A 19,457-nucleotide genomic window follows, 5' to 3' on the forward strand; every position below is an offset into this window, starting at 1 on the left:
CCTTAATAATGTAGCCAACAAATTATTAAAGGTGTTGTGCGCCATAATCAGGGATCAAGCACCCTATATTGATAACTATAAATCTATTAACCCAACACTGCTAAATAATGCTTGATTGGGTCTTAGTTATCGCGAAGACCCCAATACAGTCATTGCGGAGGTAGCATGCCTTCCAACTCCTCCCAATTTCGCTCATTGATGTACGGGGGTAGCATGCTACCCCCCTGCCTTTTCATGGATTCACAAAATCCCACCATAAATGACATTTTTATGTCTTCAAGAAAAACCCCCTTTTCAATCTTACTAAACATTCTGTGAAAACTATATTTTGTCCTCGAAATTGCGGGGAGTTGGAAGGGGCTCAAGGTCTAGATTCTATTTATGGATGTCGTTGTATTTTCTTTGTTTATCATGATTTTAACGGTGATCGCTGCTCTCACTGGAGAGTGGTGGGTTCATCTCCGCGCCCTGAAACGAATCCCTATCAGAATACATGTCAATGGAACACGGGGTAAATCCAGTGTCACACGACTCATTTGCGCAGGTCTCAGAGAGGCAGGTTATTCTGTCCTTGGAAAGACCACTGGATCAGATCCCCGCATTCTGGATTTAGAGGGAAAAGATCGCAAAATTCACCGACTTCAGAAACCCAGTATTGGCGAGCAAGTTCGATTCTTACGTTATTTTGGACAGTTTCGCCCACAGGCAGTTGTTCTGGAATGTATGGCAGTGCAACCCCAATATCAATGGATCACCGAACAGCATATGGTGAAATCAACCCATAGTGTCATTACAAATGCCCGTCTGGACCATGTTGAAGAGATGGGACATCGTCTCCGCGACATTGCCATGTCCTTATCCAACACCATTCCCTTCAAAGGCAATCTTTTTACTGCCGAGCAGGACAAACTAGACATTTTTAATGAGGTTGCTGCCAAACGAGGCACCGAAGTGAATGCTGTCACGGATCATGGCGTCAGCCACGAAGACATGATCGGTTTTAATCATATCGAACACCCCGAAAACGTAGCTCTCTCCCTGGCTGTCTGTGAATCCCTTGGTATTGCAAGAGAACAAGCTTTGGATGGTATGCGCAAAGCTCAGCCTGACCCTGGAGCCCTACGGATCTGGGATCTGGAAATGGATGGACGCCATTTCTCTCTGGTGAATGCCTTTGCGGCCAACGATCCACAGTCTACCAAAACGATTTGGAATATGATCAAGGAGCATCCTAGTCTTGATCATGAGCATACTTGTGCCTTTTTGAATACCCGCTCTGATCGTGTAAATCGCAGCTCACAGTTATTGGAGCTGATTCTCGATGATATAGAGCCAGATTCTCTTTTTGTTCGTGGTGATAAAATGGAACGATTTGAAAAGCCGTACTTTTCCAAAGTGAAGGGCCGAGTTGAACAGTTTTCAGAAAATCAAAGTGCAGCCGTATTCGTTAAAAAATTACTTTCACAAAAAGGTAATACGCTGATTTTTGGAATTGGTAATATTGTTGGGAGTGGTTTTCAAATACTTGATGAATTAAAAAAATATCGGGTTCATAAATGATAGAAATTGCCATCGGGTTGGGCATCATACTGAGTCTCTGGTTGACAGAATGGCTAGGGGTAACAGCAGGTGGCATTATCGTGCCTGGTTATATCGCCATGTACCTCCACGATCCATTACGAGTTATTGCCACATTCACCATTTCAATTCTGGTTTTTCTGATTGTCCAGGGGTTATCGCAATTCCTGTTGATCTATGGGAAACGCCGTTTGGTACTTTCACTCCTTTTGGGATTCTTCTTCGGCTATATCTCCAGAAATTATCTGGCAGTGGAATTCCAGGCTCTCGGTTGGGATTTTTATACCATTGGTTATATCATCCCCGGGTTGATAGCTTCCTGGATGGATCGTCAGGGGATTGTGAGAACCTTGAGTGTTATTCTCATCACTGCCAGCATAGTACAATTGGCAGTCATGCTTATCAGTGGCGGGGTGATTCATGTTTAGGCCAGCCATACAGCGTGCAGAAGTTTTGGTAGCCATGGCTATCATTTCCCTGGTAGTCTTTTACACCGCCAGTTCCCTGACAGTCGAAACCCGTCAACCTGCCTATGATGTGAAAATTGCTGCAGCCCAGCGTATGGTCAATGCCATGCAGATCTTAAAAGATAGTCGTGGTGAAGCCGCCGTATTTATGGATGATATCAACGATCCCAATGAAACTGGCTTAATCGGTCGGCAGTTTACCTACATCACCACAGATGAGGGTGATCTGGATGCCAAAATATCAGTCCTTGACCCCAATGTTGCTGCCATGATTGTGGATTATCTTACCCGTGCAGGTGTTTCAGAAGGTGACAAAGTCGCCGTGACCTTGACCGGCTCCATGCCAGGTGGAAATTTAGCTGTTGTTTGCGCTCTTGAGGAACTGGGGCTTGTGCCACATATCCTGGCTTCGGTGGGTGCCTCCCAGTGGGGTGCTAATATTGAGGATTTCACCTGGTTGGATATGGAAAAGGTCCTCTATGACACCTCAATTATATCTTTCAAATCCAGTGCTGCAAGTATGGGTGGAGGTTCTGACGTGGGACGACGGTTGAGTCCCCGAGGTCGTGAACTCATCCAGGAAACCATCTCTAGAAATGGGGTTGATTTCATTAACAGCGAAGACTTGGCCAACGCAGTACAGCGTCGTATGGATTTATTTAGTGCCAACGGACCAATCGATGAGTACAAAGCATTTATAAATGTGGGTGGTGGTGCCGCTGTGCTTGGTGATGCAGCTTACGTGCGGTTGATTCCCCCTGGTTTAACAGAACGCATGCAGTTCGAATCCATGCGTAATGGCGGAGTCATGGCGAAATTTGGTCGTGAGGGAGTACCTGTCATTCATGTGCTCAACATTCGTTCCATGTTTGACCAATTTGATTATCCTTATGCAGCCACACCCACCCCAGAACTTGGTGTCGGTTCATTCTATGCCAGCGAAAGATACAATCCCTGGACTACCGCCCTGGCTTTGGCGCTGTTGCTAGTGATGGTGGTTACCGTAGGTCTGAATAGTAAACGTAAGATTAAACATCATTTAGAAAAATACGAACCGGACTCCTATGTTTAAAAAACTGATCCTTCTGACCTTGATTCTGAGTAGTGCATTTGCTGGCGTTATAAAGCCACATGATGCGAAAAAACAACGTGACATCCTGATTGTTTCAGGGAATCGTAGTTCCTACTACACCCTGGATGGTCAATCCCTCGTCTATAAAGTCAATGGACCCCAGAGGATAAAAATTTATTCCCGCGCCGTACTCAGTAGTAAGAAAGGCAAATCAAAATCATTTGGTTTTGAAGTCCAGCTCAATGGGAATCAACCACTCCAGGTGAATCACCAACAGAAGTATAGCAAAGGTGTTAAATCACCCCAACATCCCAATCATTACTTTAGTAAATCTGCTGTTGATTATATCAGTGTTCCTGCCGGGGTGAACGAAGTGACCATTCGTCCCAAGAAGCGTGGAGAGCGCATTGTTGTTCGCGTTCTTGAGGACAGTAACGCTCCCAGGGGTAAGAAAAAACGTATTGATGCACTTTCTGAAGAAGAGCCTATCAAGCTCATATCCAATGACAAACGTCTCAGCTATTATTCCATGACCAAAGGTCACCCGCTTTTTGTGACCATGGAAGGTCCTGTCAACTTAGAGATAACCAGTCGATTGGGTTTTGGCCCACAAATGGGACGTGAGGAAGATTACCGCATTCAGGTTCTGGATAATGGTAAAGTTGTTGGCACATACTATTTCTCAACCGATCGCTCTGAAGTCACAACTGTAGATGGTCAAAATGGAGTTGTTCCAGGTAGCTGGCGTAGTTGCGATGTTAAGCTGGGTAAAGGCATGCACGAAATAAAGCTCAGACTGATGGATAAGGATCGGCAGGTCTTTATCAAGTTAAATCAGATTATTGGAGACTAGTGCGACGTTTACTCCTTATAGCACTCCTGTTCGGGCAATTATTCTCACAGAGCTTTTTTCAGAAGCTGGCAGCCCCAGTATTCTATGAGTTGGGAGTCCAACCCAATTTCCAGAGCAACCCCCTCAATCTTTCATCAGTAGAAATTCTAAAAGCGGGTCAGGATTCAGATTACCTGAATGGAATTACCTATTCCTCCAGTAACGTGGTTTCCTTCACTGGAAAATTGAACTATTCACCGCGTTTGTTTGCTGGTCGGAAGACAAGATTCAATCTTCAATTAAATCATCATTACTACCAGGATATCCCTGAACGAAGTTACCAGAGTTATTCCATGGGCATCCGGCAGTCTCTGGGAAAATATCGCTACCTCGACATGGGCTACTGGATCTTACCTGAATATTATTTGAGAAATTATTTGTTTCGAGATGTTAGAACGCTCCTATCTAGTCGTGAGGTATGCAATTTCGGTACGGATCGGATTTGGCTGGGATTACAACACCGTGTGAGCAAAAAGAATACAATAGAATATCGCATAACTGTCCGCAACGAGATATATCAGGCACCCTTTTCACATTATGATATGAAGATGTTGGAAGGAGATCTCAAATTGGTGGTGAGGCAGTTTAAGGTACTATCCCTGGTTACTGAGTTTCAATACGGAGTTGCTGACAATCATAACGACTTTGACAACAGGGATCGTTCCTATAAATATTTGAATATTAGACCCTCAATGACTCTGAAGATGCCAGGTAAACATAGACTTCGCCTTGCAGGTAGATATGACCAGCGAGCCTATGAGAGTGAACAAAATGATGATCCGCTTCATGCTGGACGTTATCAGGATGAAGTCCGCATTGAGTTCACCGTATTGCCAAACCTCAATGGACCATTTCTCGTGGAGCCTTTCGCAGGCTATCGTGAACGCCGTGTGGACTCCAGTGATCCAGCGGTTCAAGAGCTCAAATCCTTTTCGAGATACTGGTTTGGTGTTAGCTTTGGATTCAAATCCGTTATAGACATGTACTTTTAATTTTAAGAAAAGATGAGTTACGTTAAGCACATGAAAAGAATAATTCTACTAGCATCTGTAATCTTATTGACCCTAATGCTGACGGCCTGTTTAAAGCCAGATCCCATTGATACCATGACTGCTGCCACAGTAACACTTGTTGATGTGATTGAAACGGGTGGCTATGCCCGGGACGTCTCAGCCTATGGAAATAAAATTTTCGTCGCCGCCTCAGCAGCTGGTACGCAGATATGGGAAGATGATAATGGCGTAGTCAGCAAGATATTCAATCATCAGTTCGGGAGTGCCTCAGCTACCGCTTTAAGGGTTGAACCAGAGTACAAATTGATCCTTTCTGTGAGTAAAGATCAAGGATATCTCAGACAACTTAGCAGTGATTTGAGTGGTTTCGATTCAGTCTATATCAAATTTCCAAGTGTCCTTATTTGGGAGTCAGAACATTTTGGTGACCAAAATACCCGAGACATGGCCTCAGCCAGGGTGAATGACAGCCTTCTCGTACTATACAATACAGATACGGATATAGGAGATGGGTTGAGATTCACCTTCTTGAATCGATTTACAGATGGTTTGGAAGGCTATTATTATTGGGAGGCTAATACGATTAAGAAGTATACCGGTGCTAAAAATTATGGAATCGACGCCCAAGGATCGCTTGTGGCTTCTTCCCATGGTGAATTGGGTGTTGGATTATATCGTATTGAACATGATCACTGTGACACACTAGGAGTAATTGATACTGGCGGTGAGGCACTTGAAGTGAAGCTTTATGACAATTACCTGCTGGTTGCTGACAATTGGGCAGGCATGGAAATACTTTCAATAGGTGCAGGGGATAGCAGTTTGACCCATCTCGCTGATGTTGAGGTTGGGGGCTGGGTAAAACATATAAGTATGTGGAATGATCTGGCAGTTTTGAGTTGTGGGGAAAATGGAATGTTTCTGGTCGATTTGAGTGATCCAGGGACACCCAAAGTTGATCAGGCGATTGATGCGGGGTACACCTACTCTACATTTATTTCTGATGATATGATTCATGCAGCAACACGAGAGGGGATTAAACGCTACCACATCGAAAATAGGTAATAAATGCGAAAATCCCTCTACACCATACTGACCCTTCTTCTGGCTCTCAATTCTTTGGGAGCTGCTGATTTAATACGCCCCTCGATGAACCTCACCTCGACTGCTGGCGGTGTGCAGGTCGATCTGGACTTTCAACATGTCAGTGAAGCCCAATGGCGCTCCATGTTGGAGCAACCTGAATCATTTCATAATTATGGGTATGGTGTAGCCGGTGGTCCCGGCGATGCAGCTTTACCTATGCTCACAATTTTTGTTCCTATCGCTCAAGATATCACCCCAAATATTTCAAATGTCATTCGAAATGACTATAGTCTAGCGGGCTTATCTCTAAAGGCGACACCCGCAGGTCATCTGGATTCAGATATGCAGGCTGTTGAGATTGCTGTCTATGACTGGGAGCGTACTTCCAGATCACAAGTCGTCGATATTCTGGCTGGTGAAACCATGCAAATTAAGGGTCAGGTTTATTTGCCCATTACTGTGCGCCCCGTGACATTAAATGGATCCACACATTCACCAGAGGTTCCCAGTACGATTCAATTTGAGATTCAAGGTGTGGAACTTGCCGATGCTGCTCAGGTCACCGATGACGGTGGTATCCGATCCGTGACACTCCCTGAGGAACAGTTTGCCAGCAGGGGTCATTATCTCATCGTCACACCACCCCAGTTTGAGCTTTACATCCAGTATTTTGCTGACTGGAAATTACGCATGGGTTACCAGGTCACTATTGTGGGAACCGCCACGACGGGGAATTCAGCCAGTGCAATAAAAGCATATATTCAGACCGCCTGGGATACCTGGGAAAGTCGTCCAGATTATCTGGTCATTGTTGGCGATGAAGATCAGGGAATTCCCGGTCATTATATTCAAAATCCCCAGGGTGACAATCTGGTTACCGATCATCCATATGCCCTTCTGGAAGGGGATGATTCCTTTCCCGAGCTCATGGTGGGTCGTCTTTCTGTGGATACTGTTTCAGAGTTAATTGCATTTACATCAAAAATTGTAGCCTATGAAAGTAGCCCCTACATGGAGAACACGGACTGGTTCCAGCGTGCGCTCATGATATCCACGACCTGGGGTGCAGCTTCAGCCCAGGCCACCAAGGAGTGGGTTGCTGATAAATTGATTGAAAAAGGTTTTAATGAGGTCTACACGGCTTACCACCCAGGCGTGTCCAGTACTTCCAACATTGCTAACCCCATCAATGCTGGTGTGGGGTTTGTTAATTATCGCGGTTTTGGAATGTACAACGGATGGTTTGGTCCAGATTTTGTCAATCATGATATTTACAATCTGATTCATTCAGGAGCTAGAACCCCAATCATCACCTCGGTTGTATGTGGCGGGGGTAATTTTGCAGCTGGAACTGAGGACCCCTGTTTCGGTGAAGCTTGGACACGGGTTGGAACCGTTTCAGTTCCCAATGGTGCTGTCGCATTTTTCGGTCCCAGCGAACTTTACACCCATACCCAATTCAACAATGTTATCGATATTGGCATCTATTCTGGAATTTTCGATCAAGGACTCACCACTCTGGGAGATGCGCTCTGGAATGGTAAATTTGAACTCTGGCGTAATTACCACCAAAATACCTACTTTCCCTTTGACCAGACACCTGAGTTTTACCACCATGTCTACAATTTACTGGGTGATCCAGGTATGCAATTGTGGACTACTGTTCCCCAAAATCTTAGTGTAGAGCATATTGATACACTAGATACAGGTGAAAATTTCACTTCAATTTCAGTAAGCGATGCCTTAGGGGAAGGTGTAGCCGGAGCCTATGTAGCCCTCAATAATCTAGAAAACGCCTGGGGTGGATATACTGATGCAAGTGGTCAAATTGATTTGCCCTTTGTGGCTGAAGGTTCCGAAGAAATAAATCTTACCGTAACTGGTAAAAATCTGCTGCCTTATTTGGCAACCATTCCCATAACGTATGAAAACAACCCTCTGGAATTAGTCGAGTGGACACTTGAAGGGGGAGGACAACCGGTTGCTGGAAATAGCTCAACTATTCTGCTTTCCCTGGACAACCCCGGACTCACTTTAGACAATGTGGAACTAACTTTTTCATCGTTGTCTCCTGGTTTTATTTTTGATGAAACTATTTTAGTGGATAGCATATCAGCACTGTCAACATTTGACCTGGATCCAATCATCATAAACATTCCAGCTCTAGAACATGGCACACCCCTAACCATGGAGCTAGAAATTCTGATTGATGAAATCGCCTGGACCTGGCAGAAATTTTTAACAGTCCAGGCACCACTGTTAAGCGTGCAGGCAATAAATGTTGTCACTGGCGCTTTACTCATGGGCGAATCAGCTGAAATAGAGCTGGAATTGCTAAACACAGGTGGCGTGTCCTCGCAAGAACTGACGATTACACCACTGGCTTCAGAATTTGTCACCTTCACTCCGGGATCATTGACCTGTCCCTCCATTGACATGGATGGGTCGGCCATGACTTCTGAAACGATGGAGATCTTATTTGATGAGCTCCTCTTTCCTGGTGAACAAATTACCTTAAGATTTGAATGTGCCCAGGAGAGCCAGTTTGACACACTGGATTATATCATCCAATTAGAGGGTGCAAATCGCTTCGGACCTTCACAGGCGGATAGCTACGGCTACCGCATGTTTGATAATTTCGATTTAAACTATTCAAAGGCACCGACATATGATTGGATGGAAATTGATACCCAATTGGGTGGGGATGGCAGCACTGTAAACATATATGACATCTGGGAAGAAGATGATGCTTCAAGCACCCTCAATCTGCCCTTCACGGTAAATTATTATGGGACTGCCTTTGACCAAATCACGGTGTGCTCAAACGGCTGGGCCGCTTTTGGTGACCAATCTGTGGTAAACTTTCATAACAGGACTATCCCGTCACCTATTGGACCGACTGCCATGTTAGCCCCATTCTGGGATGACCTGATTACGGTTCCTGGTGCAGTTTATTACAAGCACGATGAAGTGAATGATATTTTTATTATCGAATGGAGCAGGATGAGATCCCTGTTTTATTTTAACGAGATAAGCTTTCAACTTGTTATCTATGGAAGTACAGGAAATCCCACAGATACCGGTGAAAATGATATCAAATTTCAATACCTGAATTTCGACAATATTGATATTTCATCCAATTTCTCAACTATTGGGATCGAATCCCCTGATTCTGAAACCGGGATACAGGCTTCTTACAATAACATAACTGAGCCCAGCCTTGGAGAATTCAGTGCTGGCACAGCAATTCTGTTCACTACGGATCGTGGTGAGCGTCTTGGCGATTCTCAAATATCATTTAGCTCGACAAGCTTAAACTTTGAGCAGGTTCCCTGGAGTAATGCCAGAGATTCGATTATCATCTCAAATGTGGGAGAGTCACCTCTCATATACGAAATTAGTGTGGTTTCGGATCTGCTTCTAGAGCCAGTTGTGAGCCAACCAATTGATCCCACAATCACCAAATATACTCCTGACGCTCCTGGAAGTGCATCCGTACTCAGGGAAGGCAGTGATGTCTACGGCTACAGCTGGAAAGATAACAACGATGAAGATGGTCCTGAATATGGCTGGATCGATATTGAAAATGAGTCCAATCGGGTTCCCTATCAGTCTGAGGAGTTCGATGATTGCACAGTGCCAGTTGATTTAGGCTTTGAATTTCCCCTCTATGATGATGCCTATTCAGTGGGCTATATGGGCAGTAATGGAACCATCACCTTCGAAGGTTTTCATTCACCCTGGTATAATATACGTCTGCCATCCAGTTCCGCCCCTAATTCTCTATTAGCCCCCTGGTGGGATGATATGAACAATGATAATGGTCCGCAGGGAACCTTCTATTTCTGGAGTAACGGATTTGACCAGTGTATTATGACCTGGAGAGATTTCCCCAAGTTTAGTACAGATTCTTTCTACTCATTTCAAGTGATTCTAGATGCTTACGGAACAATTAAGTATCAATACGAAGATGTCGGTGAAATCGTTGCCAGCTCAACAATTGGCTTACAGAATTCAGATCGAACCTTTGGTTTAACGGTACGTCATAATTCCACAACACCTATTGAGTCAGGTGCTGCAGTTGAAATACTACCACCCACACGCTGGTTTTCTGCTAGTGGTTGGACCAATGTTGTCAATCCTGGTGAAAGCACGTCTTTTATCATAGATATTCAACCTCGCAATAGTGCTGCAGGATCATATGAGACCTCACTCCTTGTGACGACCACCGCTCCAAATGCCCCTGAAACTGTGATTAATATTGCCCTGGATGTTGTCTTTGGAGAGACTCCTTTTGGTGATATAAACGGGGATTATCTGGTAAATATCCAGGATGTAACAGAATTATTTGACTTTATCCTCCTGGTTGAGGAAATGAGTGAGCCACAATTTAACCAGGCAGATATATCTGCCGATGAACGCGTTGACGTTATTGATTTGATACTATTAATTGAAACTATCAATGTTATAAATGAACCATAATTGATGTGGAGTTTTTGACTTCTATTAAACCTGAAGAGAAGGTATATATATAATGAGATTTTTATTTTTACTTCTGACTGTGGGAAGTGTGTTTGCAACCGGAGAATTCCAGTGGATTGAGAATGGAGTTCCTGTTCGCCAGGGCGTCCATATTGAATGGCAGCGTACTGGTGACGTGGGAGCTTCAGGGGAAATGATTTTTGGCTGGTCCGATACACGCACAGGGGATCGTGATGTCTATGTCCAGAAAATAGATACCACTGGGACCATGCTCTGGGGTGATACTGGTATCCGTGCCACCATAGCAGATGGTCGTCAGGAAGATCCAGTGCTGGTTTCAGATGGATCAGGTGGTGCATTTTTAGCGTGGATTGATTATCGCGATGATGAATATGGCGATGTCTATGCCCAACATCTAGACGCAGATGGAAATTTATCCTGGGATCCAGCCGGAGTTCCAATCGCAGTGAATGCTGGATCACAGCAATCTGCCAATATGGCCAGAGGTGCAACTGGCGTGGCTTACGTCATCTGGGATGATGGCTCTCTTTCTGAATCAGGCGATATTTTTGGAACCGTCTTAACCGCCTCAGGCCCACTTGCTTCAGGTGGTACCAACGGTCTGCCTGTGGTGAATGCCTCCGGGACCCAGTCAAATCATAGTATTGAAACCAGTGGCAGTGAAGTTGTCGTGGTCTGGCGTGATACCCGAGATACCAACGACCCAGATATTTATGGACAAAGACTAGATGTGAATTTTACAGGTCTCTGGGGCGAAAATGGCATCCTGGTTTGCGGGAATGTCTCTGATCAGGTATATCCCAAGGTTGCACCCGCTGACGGAGACAGGGTTGCTGTCTCATGGTTGGACAACCGTAATAATATTAAAACCGATATCTTTTCACAACTTCTGGATCTCAACGGAGCTCCAGTTTGGGCAATAGATGGCATCGCGCTTACCAACTTGCCATCAGAACAAAGCTTTAGTCGTGTCAAATCCAATGGAACTGATCGCATTTACTATGTCTGGCAGGATTTTCGAAATAATCCTCAAGACCCAGATATCTTTATGCAGAGCCTGGATTTCTCTGGTTCACCAGTCTGGGCCGATGGCGGAATACCTGTGGTGGAAGCCACACTCAAACAACTCCAACCTCGCTTCACTCTGGGTGATGCAGGAGGTGTATATGTAACCTGGCTGGATGAACGCAATGGTGGATATCCACAGTCAGATATTTTTCTTCAGTACGTCAACGCCGATGGCAGTATGGGATATGAAGTGGATGGTATTGCTTTAACCTCAGGTAAAAAATATCAGAATGGTGGTCTTGTCCGTACCGATGGAAATGAAGGGGCTCTCGTAGTATGGTCAAATGCATCGACAGGTAGTATTGGAATCACAGCCCAACATGTCCGGTTGGATGGTAGTCAAGCCTGGGATGTTGATGGTTCTGAATTCTTTTTTGGTATCGATGGAGATGCCAGCAAATTTCAGGCACTCACCTGGGGTGACAATGATGCCTTGATCTTCTGGCAGGACAATCGCTGGGCTGGCACAGGTTCAGTCGCCATGGCTCAAGTTATGGATCAAAATGCCTCGATCCAGCATACCATGGATGGACTGCCACTTTCCGGCAATGATCAACAATTAAATCCAATCATTGCCCCAGATAATGAAGGCGGAGCTTATGTTGCCTATTCGAATATTTCCACAGGAACAGAAATCCTGTTTGTCCAGCATGTAGGAGATGATCTGGTCCCAACCTGGCCTTCAGATGGACTCCAGGTGAACCCCAACGCTATCCTGGGTCAATTCAAGCCCAAAATGGTTACCAGTGCTGATGGTTTTCTTTACTATTTCTGGACAGAAGACATATTTTTTGTTGGATTACGTCTATTTGCACAAAAATATGATATCACTGGGGCTACGCAATGGGCCGAGGGAGGCCTTGAGATTGGACCTCCAGATATAAGTGGTGATACCTACGTCACCAGCGCAATAGCTATGGCTGATTCTACGGTCATCTACATCTGGGAATCTGAAACGGTTGAAGGGACCAAAACTTACATCTCCAAGTTATTACAAGATGGTAGTACGCTTTGGACTGAATCAGTGACAGAAGCAACAGGATCTCAACGAAGTTCAATTGCCGCATACGATCCTGAAACAGATATGATTACTGTGGGTTGGGAAGATCACCGGAACATTATTGAAAGTAGCGTAGATCTTTACGCGGTGAGTATTGATAGTGATGGAAACCTTGGTACCGAACAACTGATCAGTAACCAGTTTGGTGACCAAACTAATCTGGCCTTGAGTTTTGCCGATGATAATAGCTCAATACTATATGCCGCCTGGCAGGATTATGATGGTTTTCAACATGATATCTATGTAAAAAACCTCACAACTGATACGGCAGCAGAACAAATAACCACTCTGACAACCGAAAATAAAGCTCCTGCATTACGGACCATAAATGGTTCACGTTACCTGGTGGCCTGGGAGGATATTCGAGGTGGTATTCATTCAGATTTATACTTCTATGATTCCCATCCAGATAGTCGTGGTCATGCTGCTGAAGGAGTTCCAGTTTCCACATCAGTCCTGAATCAAATGCAGCCTCAGATTTTACCTTTTGCAAGCAGCAATCCTGATTCTTTGACCTACATCATCGTCTGGCAGGATATGCGCTCCTCAGGTAAAACGGAGTTAACCAACATTTATGCCCAGGCCTATAGTGGTCAAATGCCTGTCTCTGTGGATGAAGTCGTTGTGGCTCAGGAGTTTAAGGTCGGTTCCGCCTATCCAAATCCCTTCAATGGTGCAGTGAGCATACCTATTGAGAATATGATAGGCACCAGCCTGGATCTGTATATCTACGATCTGAAAGGACGGGAAATTCTCCATGAAACTCTGAGTAACCAGGCCGTCCATACCTATACCTGGAATGGGCAGAATCGATTTGGGTTGGACCTGAGTAGTGGCGTATATATGGTTTCCGTTGTTTCGGGAACTCAATTGCACACCCAAAAAGTAATGTTTGTTAAATAATCACAGAGCTCCTGGAAATCATATTCATGCCACACGTCATCCGCAACCTACTGAGTATCGCACTTCTCCTCTATGCTACGTGTGTAAGCTCGCAATCATTCCTGAGAGAATCAGTTATTGATACGAGATACCACACCTATGAAGAAATCGTAGCCTATATGGACTCGATTCAGCAAATCCCTGCCTACAATGCCATCCTTGATGTGCGTGAAATCGGTCGATCCAACAACGAGGATCTACCCATTTATGCCATCAAATTATCTGATAATCCCACAATGGATGAGGATGAGCCGGCATTGTTGTTTCTGGGGCAATGTCATGCTGAAGAAATTCTCGGTGTAGAAATCACCATCGGTCTGGTTGATAGCCTCCTCCACGGTTTTGATGCCATGAATTCTCATGTGGCATCGATCCTTCAGAATCTGGAGGTGTGGGTGGTCCCCAGCTACAATCCCGAGGGTTTGAGAGTGGTCCATGACGGTCTTGATGTCACCTATCGTAAGAATAAAACCGACAACAATGGCAATGGTATATTTGACTATGTTGAAGGGATTGGTTTCGATATCGATGGCGTGGACTTTAATCGAAATTATGATTTCAACTGGATTTTTGGCGATGCTTATGAAGTCGATGACTATGACTATTATCGGGGAGCCTCAGCTTTTTCAGAGTCTGAAACCAGAGCCATAGCAGACCTGGCTCGACAGGAGAAATTTCTACTTTCTGTTGCCTATCATTCTGCTCGTTCTGGTACACCTGAGATTATCTACTACTCCTGGCAGTGGGAAGAGACCAAATTTCCACCAGATATCGACATTATGAGTAGTCTGGCTACCACCCTGTCAGAACGGGTGATCAATGAATCCAGAGATGGAAATTATTCTGTCACCCCCGGTAAAACCCAGCGGGGGAATGCCCATGATTGGTTTTATACCCAGACTGGTGCGATTCAATTCTTAATTGAAGTGGGAACCAATAATCTTCAACCCAATGCCGACATTATTGATGACACGATAGATCGTAACCTGGAAGGTCTCTTTTTTCTTATGGACAGGGCTTTTGGTAGATCACCTGAGAGCAAAGCCCTCATTACGGGAATTGTTAGCGATGCCTCCGATGGCTTCGCCCTGGAAGGTGCTCAGATCCAGCTCGCCAAGCTGAATGTGGACGGTAGCCTGACGCCTCTGGAAGGGCTTATGATGCAGCCTAGAGTCACTGATGGCTTTGGTCGCTATCGTCGTCTTCTTGGACAGGGGACGTATCGTGTTATTGCCTCTGCACCTGGTTTCGAGGCAGATACAGTTGCAGCAATTCTTACCAGTGAAAGTTATGCCAGCATTCTGGACTTTAGCCTGAATCCAGCTCCTCTGCACACAATTCACATGGATCTTGTTCAGGAAGGGACATATCAAGTCATCGTCTGGGATCAATTCATGAGGGATACTCTCGAGGTGAATGTGGGCTTAAATACCATTAACTGGCAGGGCAATGAGATAAATATTCAAGTTACATCTCCAGGTTATTTCCCTGAAATTCATGCATATGATTTGCGACCCTTTACCACAGATCAGGATTTATCACTTTCCGTGGATCTCCCAGCCCAACCTACCACCATTTATAGTACTGGCTTTGATGACCTTAGTGGTTGGCAGGTGAATGCCGGAGAATGGTTCAGCGAGGACAGCAAGCTAAAGTCCCAACCAAATCTTTTTTATGATGTGGGTCTGGAATCCGAGATGGTAATGGATTTGGATATGTCCAGTGTGGTGGATGCCAAACGTTTGGGAATCCATATTACCCATGCCTACGAAGTTGAGTGGCATGTTGATACGCTCTCTGTTGAGATATGGAGTAGTGATGAATCAGAAAGACTTATACAAAAACAATGGTCTGATCAAAATTTTACCAATCACTCCCAAACTTTCTTTGTGGATGGAGATCTGCCTGCTTCAGGTCGGCTGAAATTGAAAATGAAAACAGACTCCACAGTAGCATTCCGCGGTTGGGAAATTGATTCCCTGAGTGTTTTCATGACAGATATGGAATTAGTGGGCATTGACCCACATATCAGCGAGCGCCAGACCCAATCCTCAACCAGGCAATTCAAGTTATCACTATCTGCTTCACCGAATCCTTTCCAGGTTGAAACACGTCTCGAGTTTGAGATCCCCCAGGCCGATATCGTGTCCATCAGCGTCTTCGATATCCGAGGTCGTGAAGTATTTGCCGAAAAGCTATCCAGCTCAGCCGGGATGAATTCCTGGATCTGGAAGGGACAGGATATGCTGGGTCATCAAGTGAGCACAGGAATTTACTTTATCCGTATCCATGATTCGCAGCAATCAGTCACACGTAAACTCATGTTAATGAATAAACTATAGATGATCTTTAAGAAATAGAGAGCCAATATATGTACAGAATTTTACAGAAAACTTTTATTAGCCTCCTGCTTGGAACCTTCGCATTTTCAGCATCGGGACCCCTGGCTTTCAAAAATCTCATGGAAAACTATCCCTCTGTTCAGGGACGCTATAATTGGGATTCATACCAGCGCGGTGATTTTCTTATTATTGCTGCGGATGCAGCATTATTGAATCCTTATTTGGAGCCTTTCAGAGTACTGAAGGAGCAACAGGGATTTCGCGTCACCATGGCTCCACTTTCAGAAACAGGTAACACCACCACAGAAATTCGGGAATTTATCGCTGACTTCTACGCTGAAAATTCTCTGGAATACGTGCTCCTTATTGGGGACGTCGATGACGCCTATGCCTTACCTGCCTTCAGTTATGGACCGGAAAATGATGTTTCTGATTTACCCTATGTCTTAATAGATGGAGGTCCTGATGATTATTTCCCTGAGGCGTTTATTGGACGCTGGCCAGTGGATACCGCCCAGGAATTAGCCAAAGTTATCGCCAGAACCATCACTTATTCACAGACACCTGACATTGAATCTGGCTATCTGGAACGAGCTCTGGTTACAGCAGGAAATTATGCAGATACAGGAACTATACTTACACCAGTATGGACCTCCCTTTGGCTCCATGATGAATTGTTGGATTTCGGATATTCCAATGTAGATACTGTTTTTTATCCTCCAACCACAGGACCCGAACAGATTCTCAATACCTGGAATGATGGTGTTGGGATTGTGAATTATCGCGGTTGGGGAGATGCTCATGGCTGGCATTTTCCTCATTTTCATGTCATTGATTTTGATGATGGTGCTTTGAACAATGGGAACAAGTTACCTATCGTATTCAGCTTTGTTTGTGGTACCGGTAAATTTGACAGTAGTATTGACCCCTCCTTTTGTGAGGCTCTGCTTACCCAGGGTAGTGTATCCGTCCCGGCAGGCGCCGTGGCAGTCGTAGCACCCTCTGACTTGCACACGCGCACAAAATTTAATAATGCCCTAAATTCCAAATTATGGGATGCACTTATGGAAGGGCATGTAGATGAATTGGGTCCCGCCCTGGTTGCCTCAAAATTTGGTTTTCTTGACGAGTTCGTCAATGAATTAGGTCCAGGAGAAATGGCTGAATTTTATTACCACACTTATAATATCTTGGGAGATCCAAGTTTACCTGTGTGGTTGCTCAACCCAGAACCCATTACCCTCGATGCTGCCGATTTTGGAGAAGTAACCTGGGATGATGGACTCATCACCTTAAACCGATCTGATCTGCAAGAGGGTGTCTTCGCTTTAAGACAGAATAATGAACTCGTTGGTTCAGGAAGGTGGACAGATGGGCAGATTAAAATATATCGTTTCGATGGGAGTTCATTTTATGATGCTGATCATCCCTCAGAGCCCCTTGAAATCACACTGAATAGCCCTGGACATACTCCTGTCACTGTTGAGGTAATACCTGTTGCAGGAAACGGCGTCGCCTTTGCCGGAATGCTGGAAAACGTTCATGTCGGTATGACACAATGGACACCACAATTCCATAATTATGGGACAGCGTCAGTCTCTGTTTCTCTTAACCTTAGCTCTCCAGATGGAGAATATTCAGCCATACTGGGAGATTATTCTATACCCTCAGGTGGGACAATAAGTACTGCAGCTACCACAGCACCTTTGATTCAGCTCGTTAATCGAGAAATAGTCATTGATGTGGAAATTGCAGGCATTACTTCACCCCTAGCTATCCCAGTGAGTGTTGTTGCCCCTGACCTGTCAATCAGTTTCGATGGTCATATAAGACCACTTCCTGGTGCCGCATTTATCTTGAGTTTAAGCGGTCGCTTTCAGGGTTTGGAGGCTGCTGGATCAACCCTGCATATCACCATGACCAGTGCAGCAGAATTCGCTACGCTCGATGATGTTACTGGTACAGCAACGGTGGATAGTGAGGGTGGTTTGGCCTTCTCTGATAACAGTTTCACAGGCTCCTTAGACGAGGTAGCCCATGGAAGTCGTTTACCGCTGAGCTTCGATTTTCGTCTGGATGGACAGACCGATCCATTCTATCACAGACAATTTATGGTGATTATTGGTTCCGAAAACAGCAGCGATCCCACACCGCCCAACCAAAATGATGGCTATTGGGCCTATGATAATACTGACAGCGAATATGATGAACTTCCAACTTATAGTTGGACAGATCTTTCAAGTGAAAGTGGTGCTCAGCATTACTCTCTTGATGATGATGATCATGAAATTGTGACGCTTCCATTTTCTTTCAGGTATTATGACACCGACTATGATGTGCTCACTATTAACTCCAATGGATGGGCATCCCTGGGAGAGGATTACATCAATTATTTCCGTAACTGGTCCATACCCATGCCCCTGGGTCCTGATGCCATGATGGCACCATTCTGGGATGATCTGGACAATGATACACTGGTAAACGGTCAGGAAGTCGGCCGACCCATCGATCTGTATACCTTCCACGATCAAGCCAATCAGCAGTTTATTATTGAATGGCATGAGGTCTGGAATGGATTTGGTGATCGGAGTTTCCTGGAAACATTCCAACTCATTTTGCATGATCCCGCCGGCACTCTGGTGGCAGATGATGGAAATGGTGTGATCGAGTTTCAGTACTATGAGGTGAACGATGTGGATCAAATCAACAATTTTAGCACAGTTGGTATAGAATCCCCGGATCAGAACGATGGCCTCATGTATGTATATGCCAGAAACTATGCTCCTGGAGCATCGGTGCTAGAGGCAGGTCGCATTATTCGTTTCACCACGAACCCACCTGATTTGTTCTGGGCTTCAGTTGAGAGTGAAGGTCAAAAACCAACACGATTTGAAGTAGGGCCAGCTTATCCCAATCCATTTAACGGATCGACAACAATTCCTTTCACATTGCTTCAGGCTGGTGACGTAAATCTGGAAGTTTATGATTTGTTAGGTCGAAAAGTGCTTAGCCGGGAGATGTCCTTATTGAATGCGGGCTCTCATCGATATGCCCTTAGGACTGAATCGTTGTCATCAGGGGTTTATCTCGTGAGAATTGAAAGCGCAGGTTCCCAGCATATACAAAAGGTCACTATGCTGAAATAGATTTCACCCAACCAATTTCCAGAGGAGTACCGCGACCATTAAATTGGTTTCAATCTGATCCTAAAGACTGAAACCTGTTTGATTCGCTGCACTCATTGAAAACAGGTTTAGTTACCTCAGCAAGATTTATACAGATCAAAGGTTTTGGCCATGAATTAGCCCCTGGAAATGGGGCTATTTTGTCTTTTTAATGGTCTATACAAAAGACTTCAGCCTGGCTGAATTCCCTGCTCACAGATTTCCTAAAATCTTCTCGCTCCTGGTTCAGGTCCCAAAGCACCAGGAATC

General features: G+C 44.9%; 10 protein-coding genes. All 10 read left to right on the forward strand.

From position 1 onward, the window contains the following. The first annotated feature begins 381 nt into the window (after window positions 1-381). Genes pgsB through ISR87_05290 form a run of 10 tightly spaced genes read left to right on the forward strand, consistent with a single transcriptional unit; the run spans window position 382 to window position 19,169 of the window. Entirely contained in the window at window positions 382-1,560 is a 1,179-nt protein-coding gene (gene pgsB, locus ISR87_05245; GenBank protein MBL7024842.1) for a poly-gamma-glutamate synthase PgsB, read from the forward strand. Continuing rightward, a complete protein-coding gene (pgsC, locus tag ISR87_05250) occupies window positions 1,557-2,006 on the forward strand; it encodes a poly-gamma-glutamate biosynthesis protein PgsC (GenBank protein MBL7024843.1) in 450 nt (149 codons plus the stop codon). Before pgsB ends, pgsC begins: the two co-directional genes overlap by 4 nt. Further along, complete coding sequence (gene pgsW, locus ISR87_05255) at window positions 1,999-3,117, forward strand: poly-gamma-glutamate system protein (GenBank protein MBL7024844.1); 1,119 nt, start codon at window positions 1,999-2,001, stop codon at window positions 3,115-3,117. The genes pgsC and pgsW overlap by 8 nt, the downstream gene beginning before the upstream one ends. Then, window positions 3,110-3,970, forward strand: coding sequence for a hypothetical protein (locus tag ISR87_05260; GenBank protein ID MBL7024845.1), 861 nt, complete (start codon window positions 3,110-3,112; stop codon window positions 3,968-3,970). Before pgsW ends, ISR87_05260 begins: the two co-directional genes overlap by 8 nt. Then, the gene (locus ISR87_05265) at window positions 3,970-5,001 is read left to right on the forward strand and encodes a hypothetical protein (GenBank protein ID MBL7024846.1); all 1,032 of its coding nucleotides are present in this window, start codon (window positions 3,970-3,972) and stop codon (window positions 4,999-5,001) included. Before ISR87_05260 ends, ISR87_05265 begins: the two co-directional genes overlap by 1 nt. Window positions 5,002-5,031: 30 nt before the next feature. Beyond that, window positions 5,032-6,087, forward strand: coding sequence for a hypothetical protein (locus ISR87_05270; GenBank protein ID MBL7024847.1), 1,056 nt, complete (start codon window positions 5,032-5,034; stop codon window positions 6,085-6,087). A 3-nt stretch (window positions 6,088-6,090) separates the two neighbouring features. Then, a complete protein-coding gene (locus tag ISR87_05275) occupies window positions 6,091-10,590 on the forward strand; it encodes a hypothetical protein (protein MBL7024848.1) in 4,500 nt (1,499 codons plus the stop codon). Window positions 10,591-10,642: 52 nt separating this feature from the next. Continuing rightward, window positions 10,643-13,642, forward strand: coding sequence for a T9SS type A sorting domain-containing protein (locus ISR87_05280; GenBank protein MBL7024849.1), 3,000 nt, complete (start codon window positions 10,643-10,645; stop codon window positions 13,640-13,642). A 26-nt stretch (window positions 13,643-13,668) separates the two neighbouring features. Beyond that, window positions 13,669-16,023 (forward strand): T9SS type A sorting domain-containing protein, encoded by a 2,355-nt coding sequence (locus ISR87_05285; protein ID MBL7024850.1) that lies wholly within the window; start codon window positions 13,669-13,671, stop codon window positions 16,021-16,023. A gap of 29 nt (window positions 16,024-16,052) precedes the next feature. Next, window positions 16,053-19,169 (forward strand): T9SS type A sorting domain-containing protein, encoded by a 3,117-nt coding sequence (locus ISR87_05290; protein ID MBL7024851.1) that lies wholly within the window; start codon window positions 16,053-16,055, stop codon window positions 19,167-19,169. Window positions 19,170-19,457 lie beyond the last annotated feature (288 nt).

This window comes from Candidatus Neomarinimicrobiota bacterium (assembly GCA_016784545.1).
Taxonomy (GTDB): Bacteria; Fidelibacterota; UBA8477; order UBA8477; family JABMPR01; genus JABMPR01.

What these genes read in the sequence shown, in the direction of transcription:
- pgsB (MBL7024842.1), top strand. Translation starts at nt 382, where the DNA reads ATGGATGTCGTTGTATTTTCTTTGTTTATCATGATTTTAACGGTGATC.
- pgsC (MBL7024843.1), top strand. Translation starts at nt 1,557, where the DNA reads ATGATAGAAATTGCCATCGGGTTGGGCATCATACTGAGTCTCTGGTTG.
- pgsW (MBL7024844.1), top strand. Translation starts at nt 1,999, where the DNA reads ATGTTTAGGCCAGCCATACAGCGTGCAGAAGTTTTGGTAGCCATGGCT.
- ISR87_05260 (MBL7024845.1), top strand. Translation starts at nt 3,110, where the DNA reads ATGTTTAAAAAACTGATCCTTCTGACCTTGATTCTGAGTAGTGCATTT.
- ISR87_05270 (MBL7024847.1), top strand. Translation starts at nt 5,032, where the DNA reads ATGAAAAGAATAATTCTACTAGCATCTGTAATCTTATTGACCCTAATG.
- ISR87_05275 (MBL7024848.1), top strand. Translation starts at nt 6,091, where the DNA reads ATGCGAAAATCCCTCTACACCATACTGACCCTTCTTCTGGCTCTCAAT.
- ISR87_05280 (MBL7024849.1), top strand. Translation starts at nt 10,643, where the DNA reads ATGAGATTTTTATTTTTACTTCTGACTGTGGGAAGTGTGTTTGCAACC.
- ISR87_05285 (MBL7024850.1), top strand. Translation starts at nt 13,669, where the DNA reads ATGCCACACGTCATCCGCAACCTACTGAGTATCGCACTTCTCCTCTAT.
- ISR87_05290 (MBL7024851.1), top strand. Translation starts at nt 16,053, where the DNA reads ATGTACAGAATTTTACAGAAAACTTTTATTAGCCTCCTGCTTGGAACC.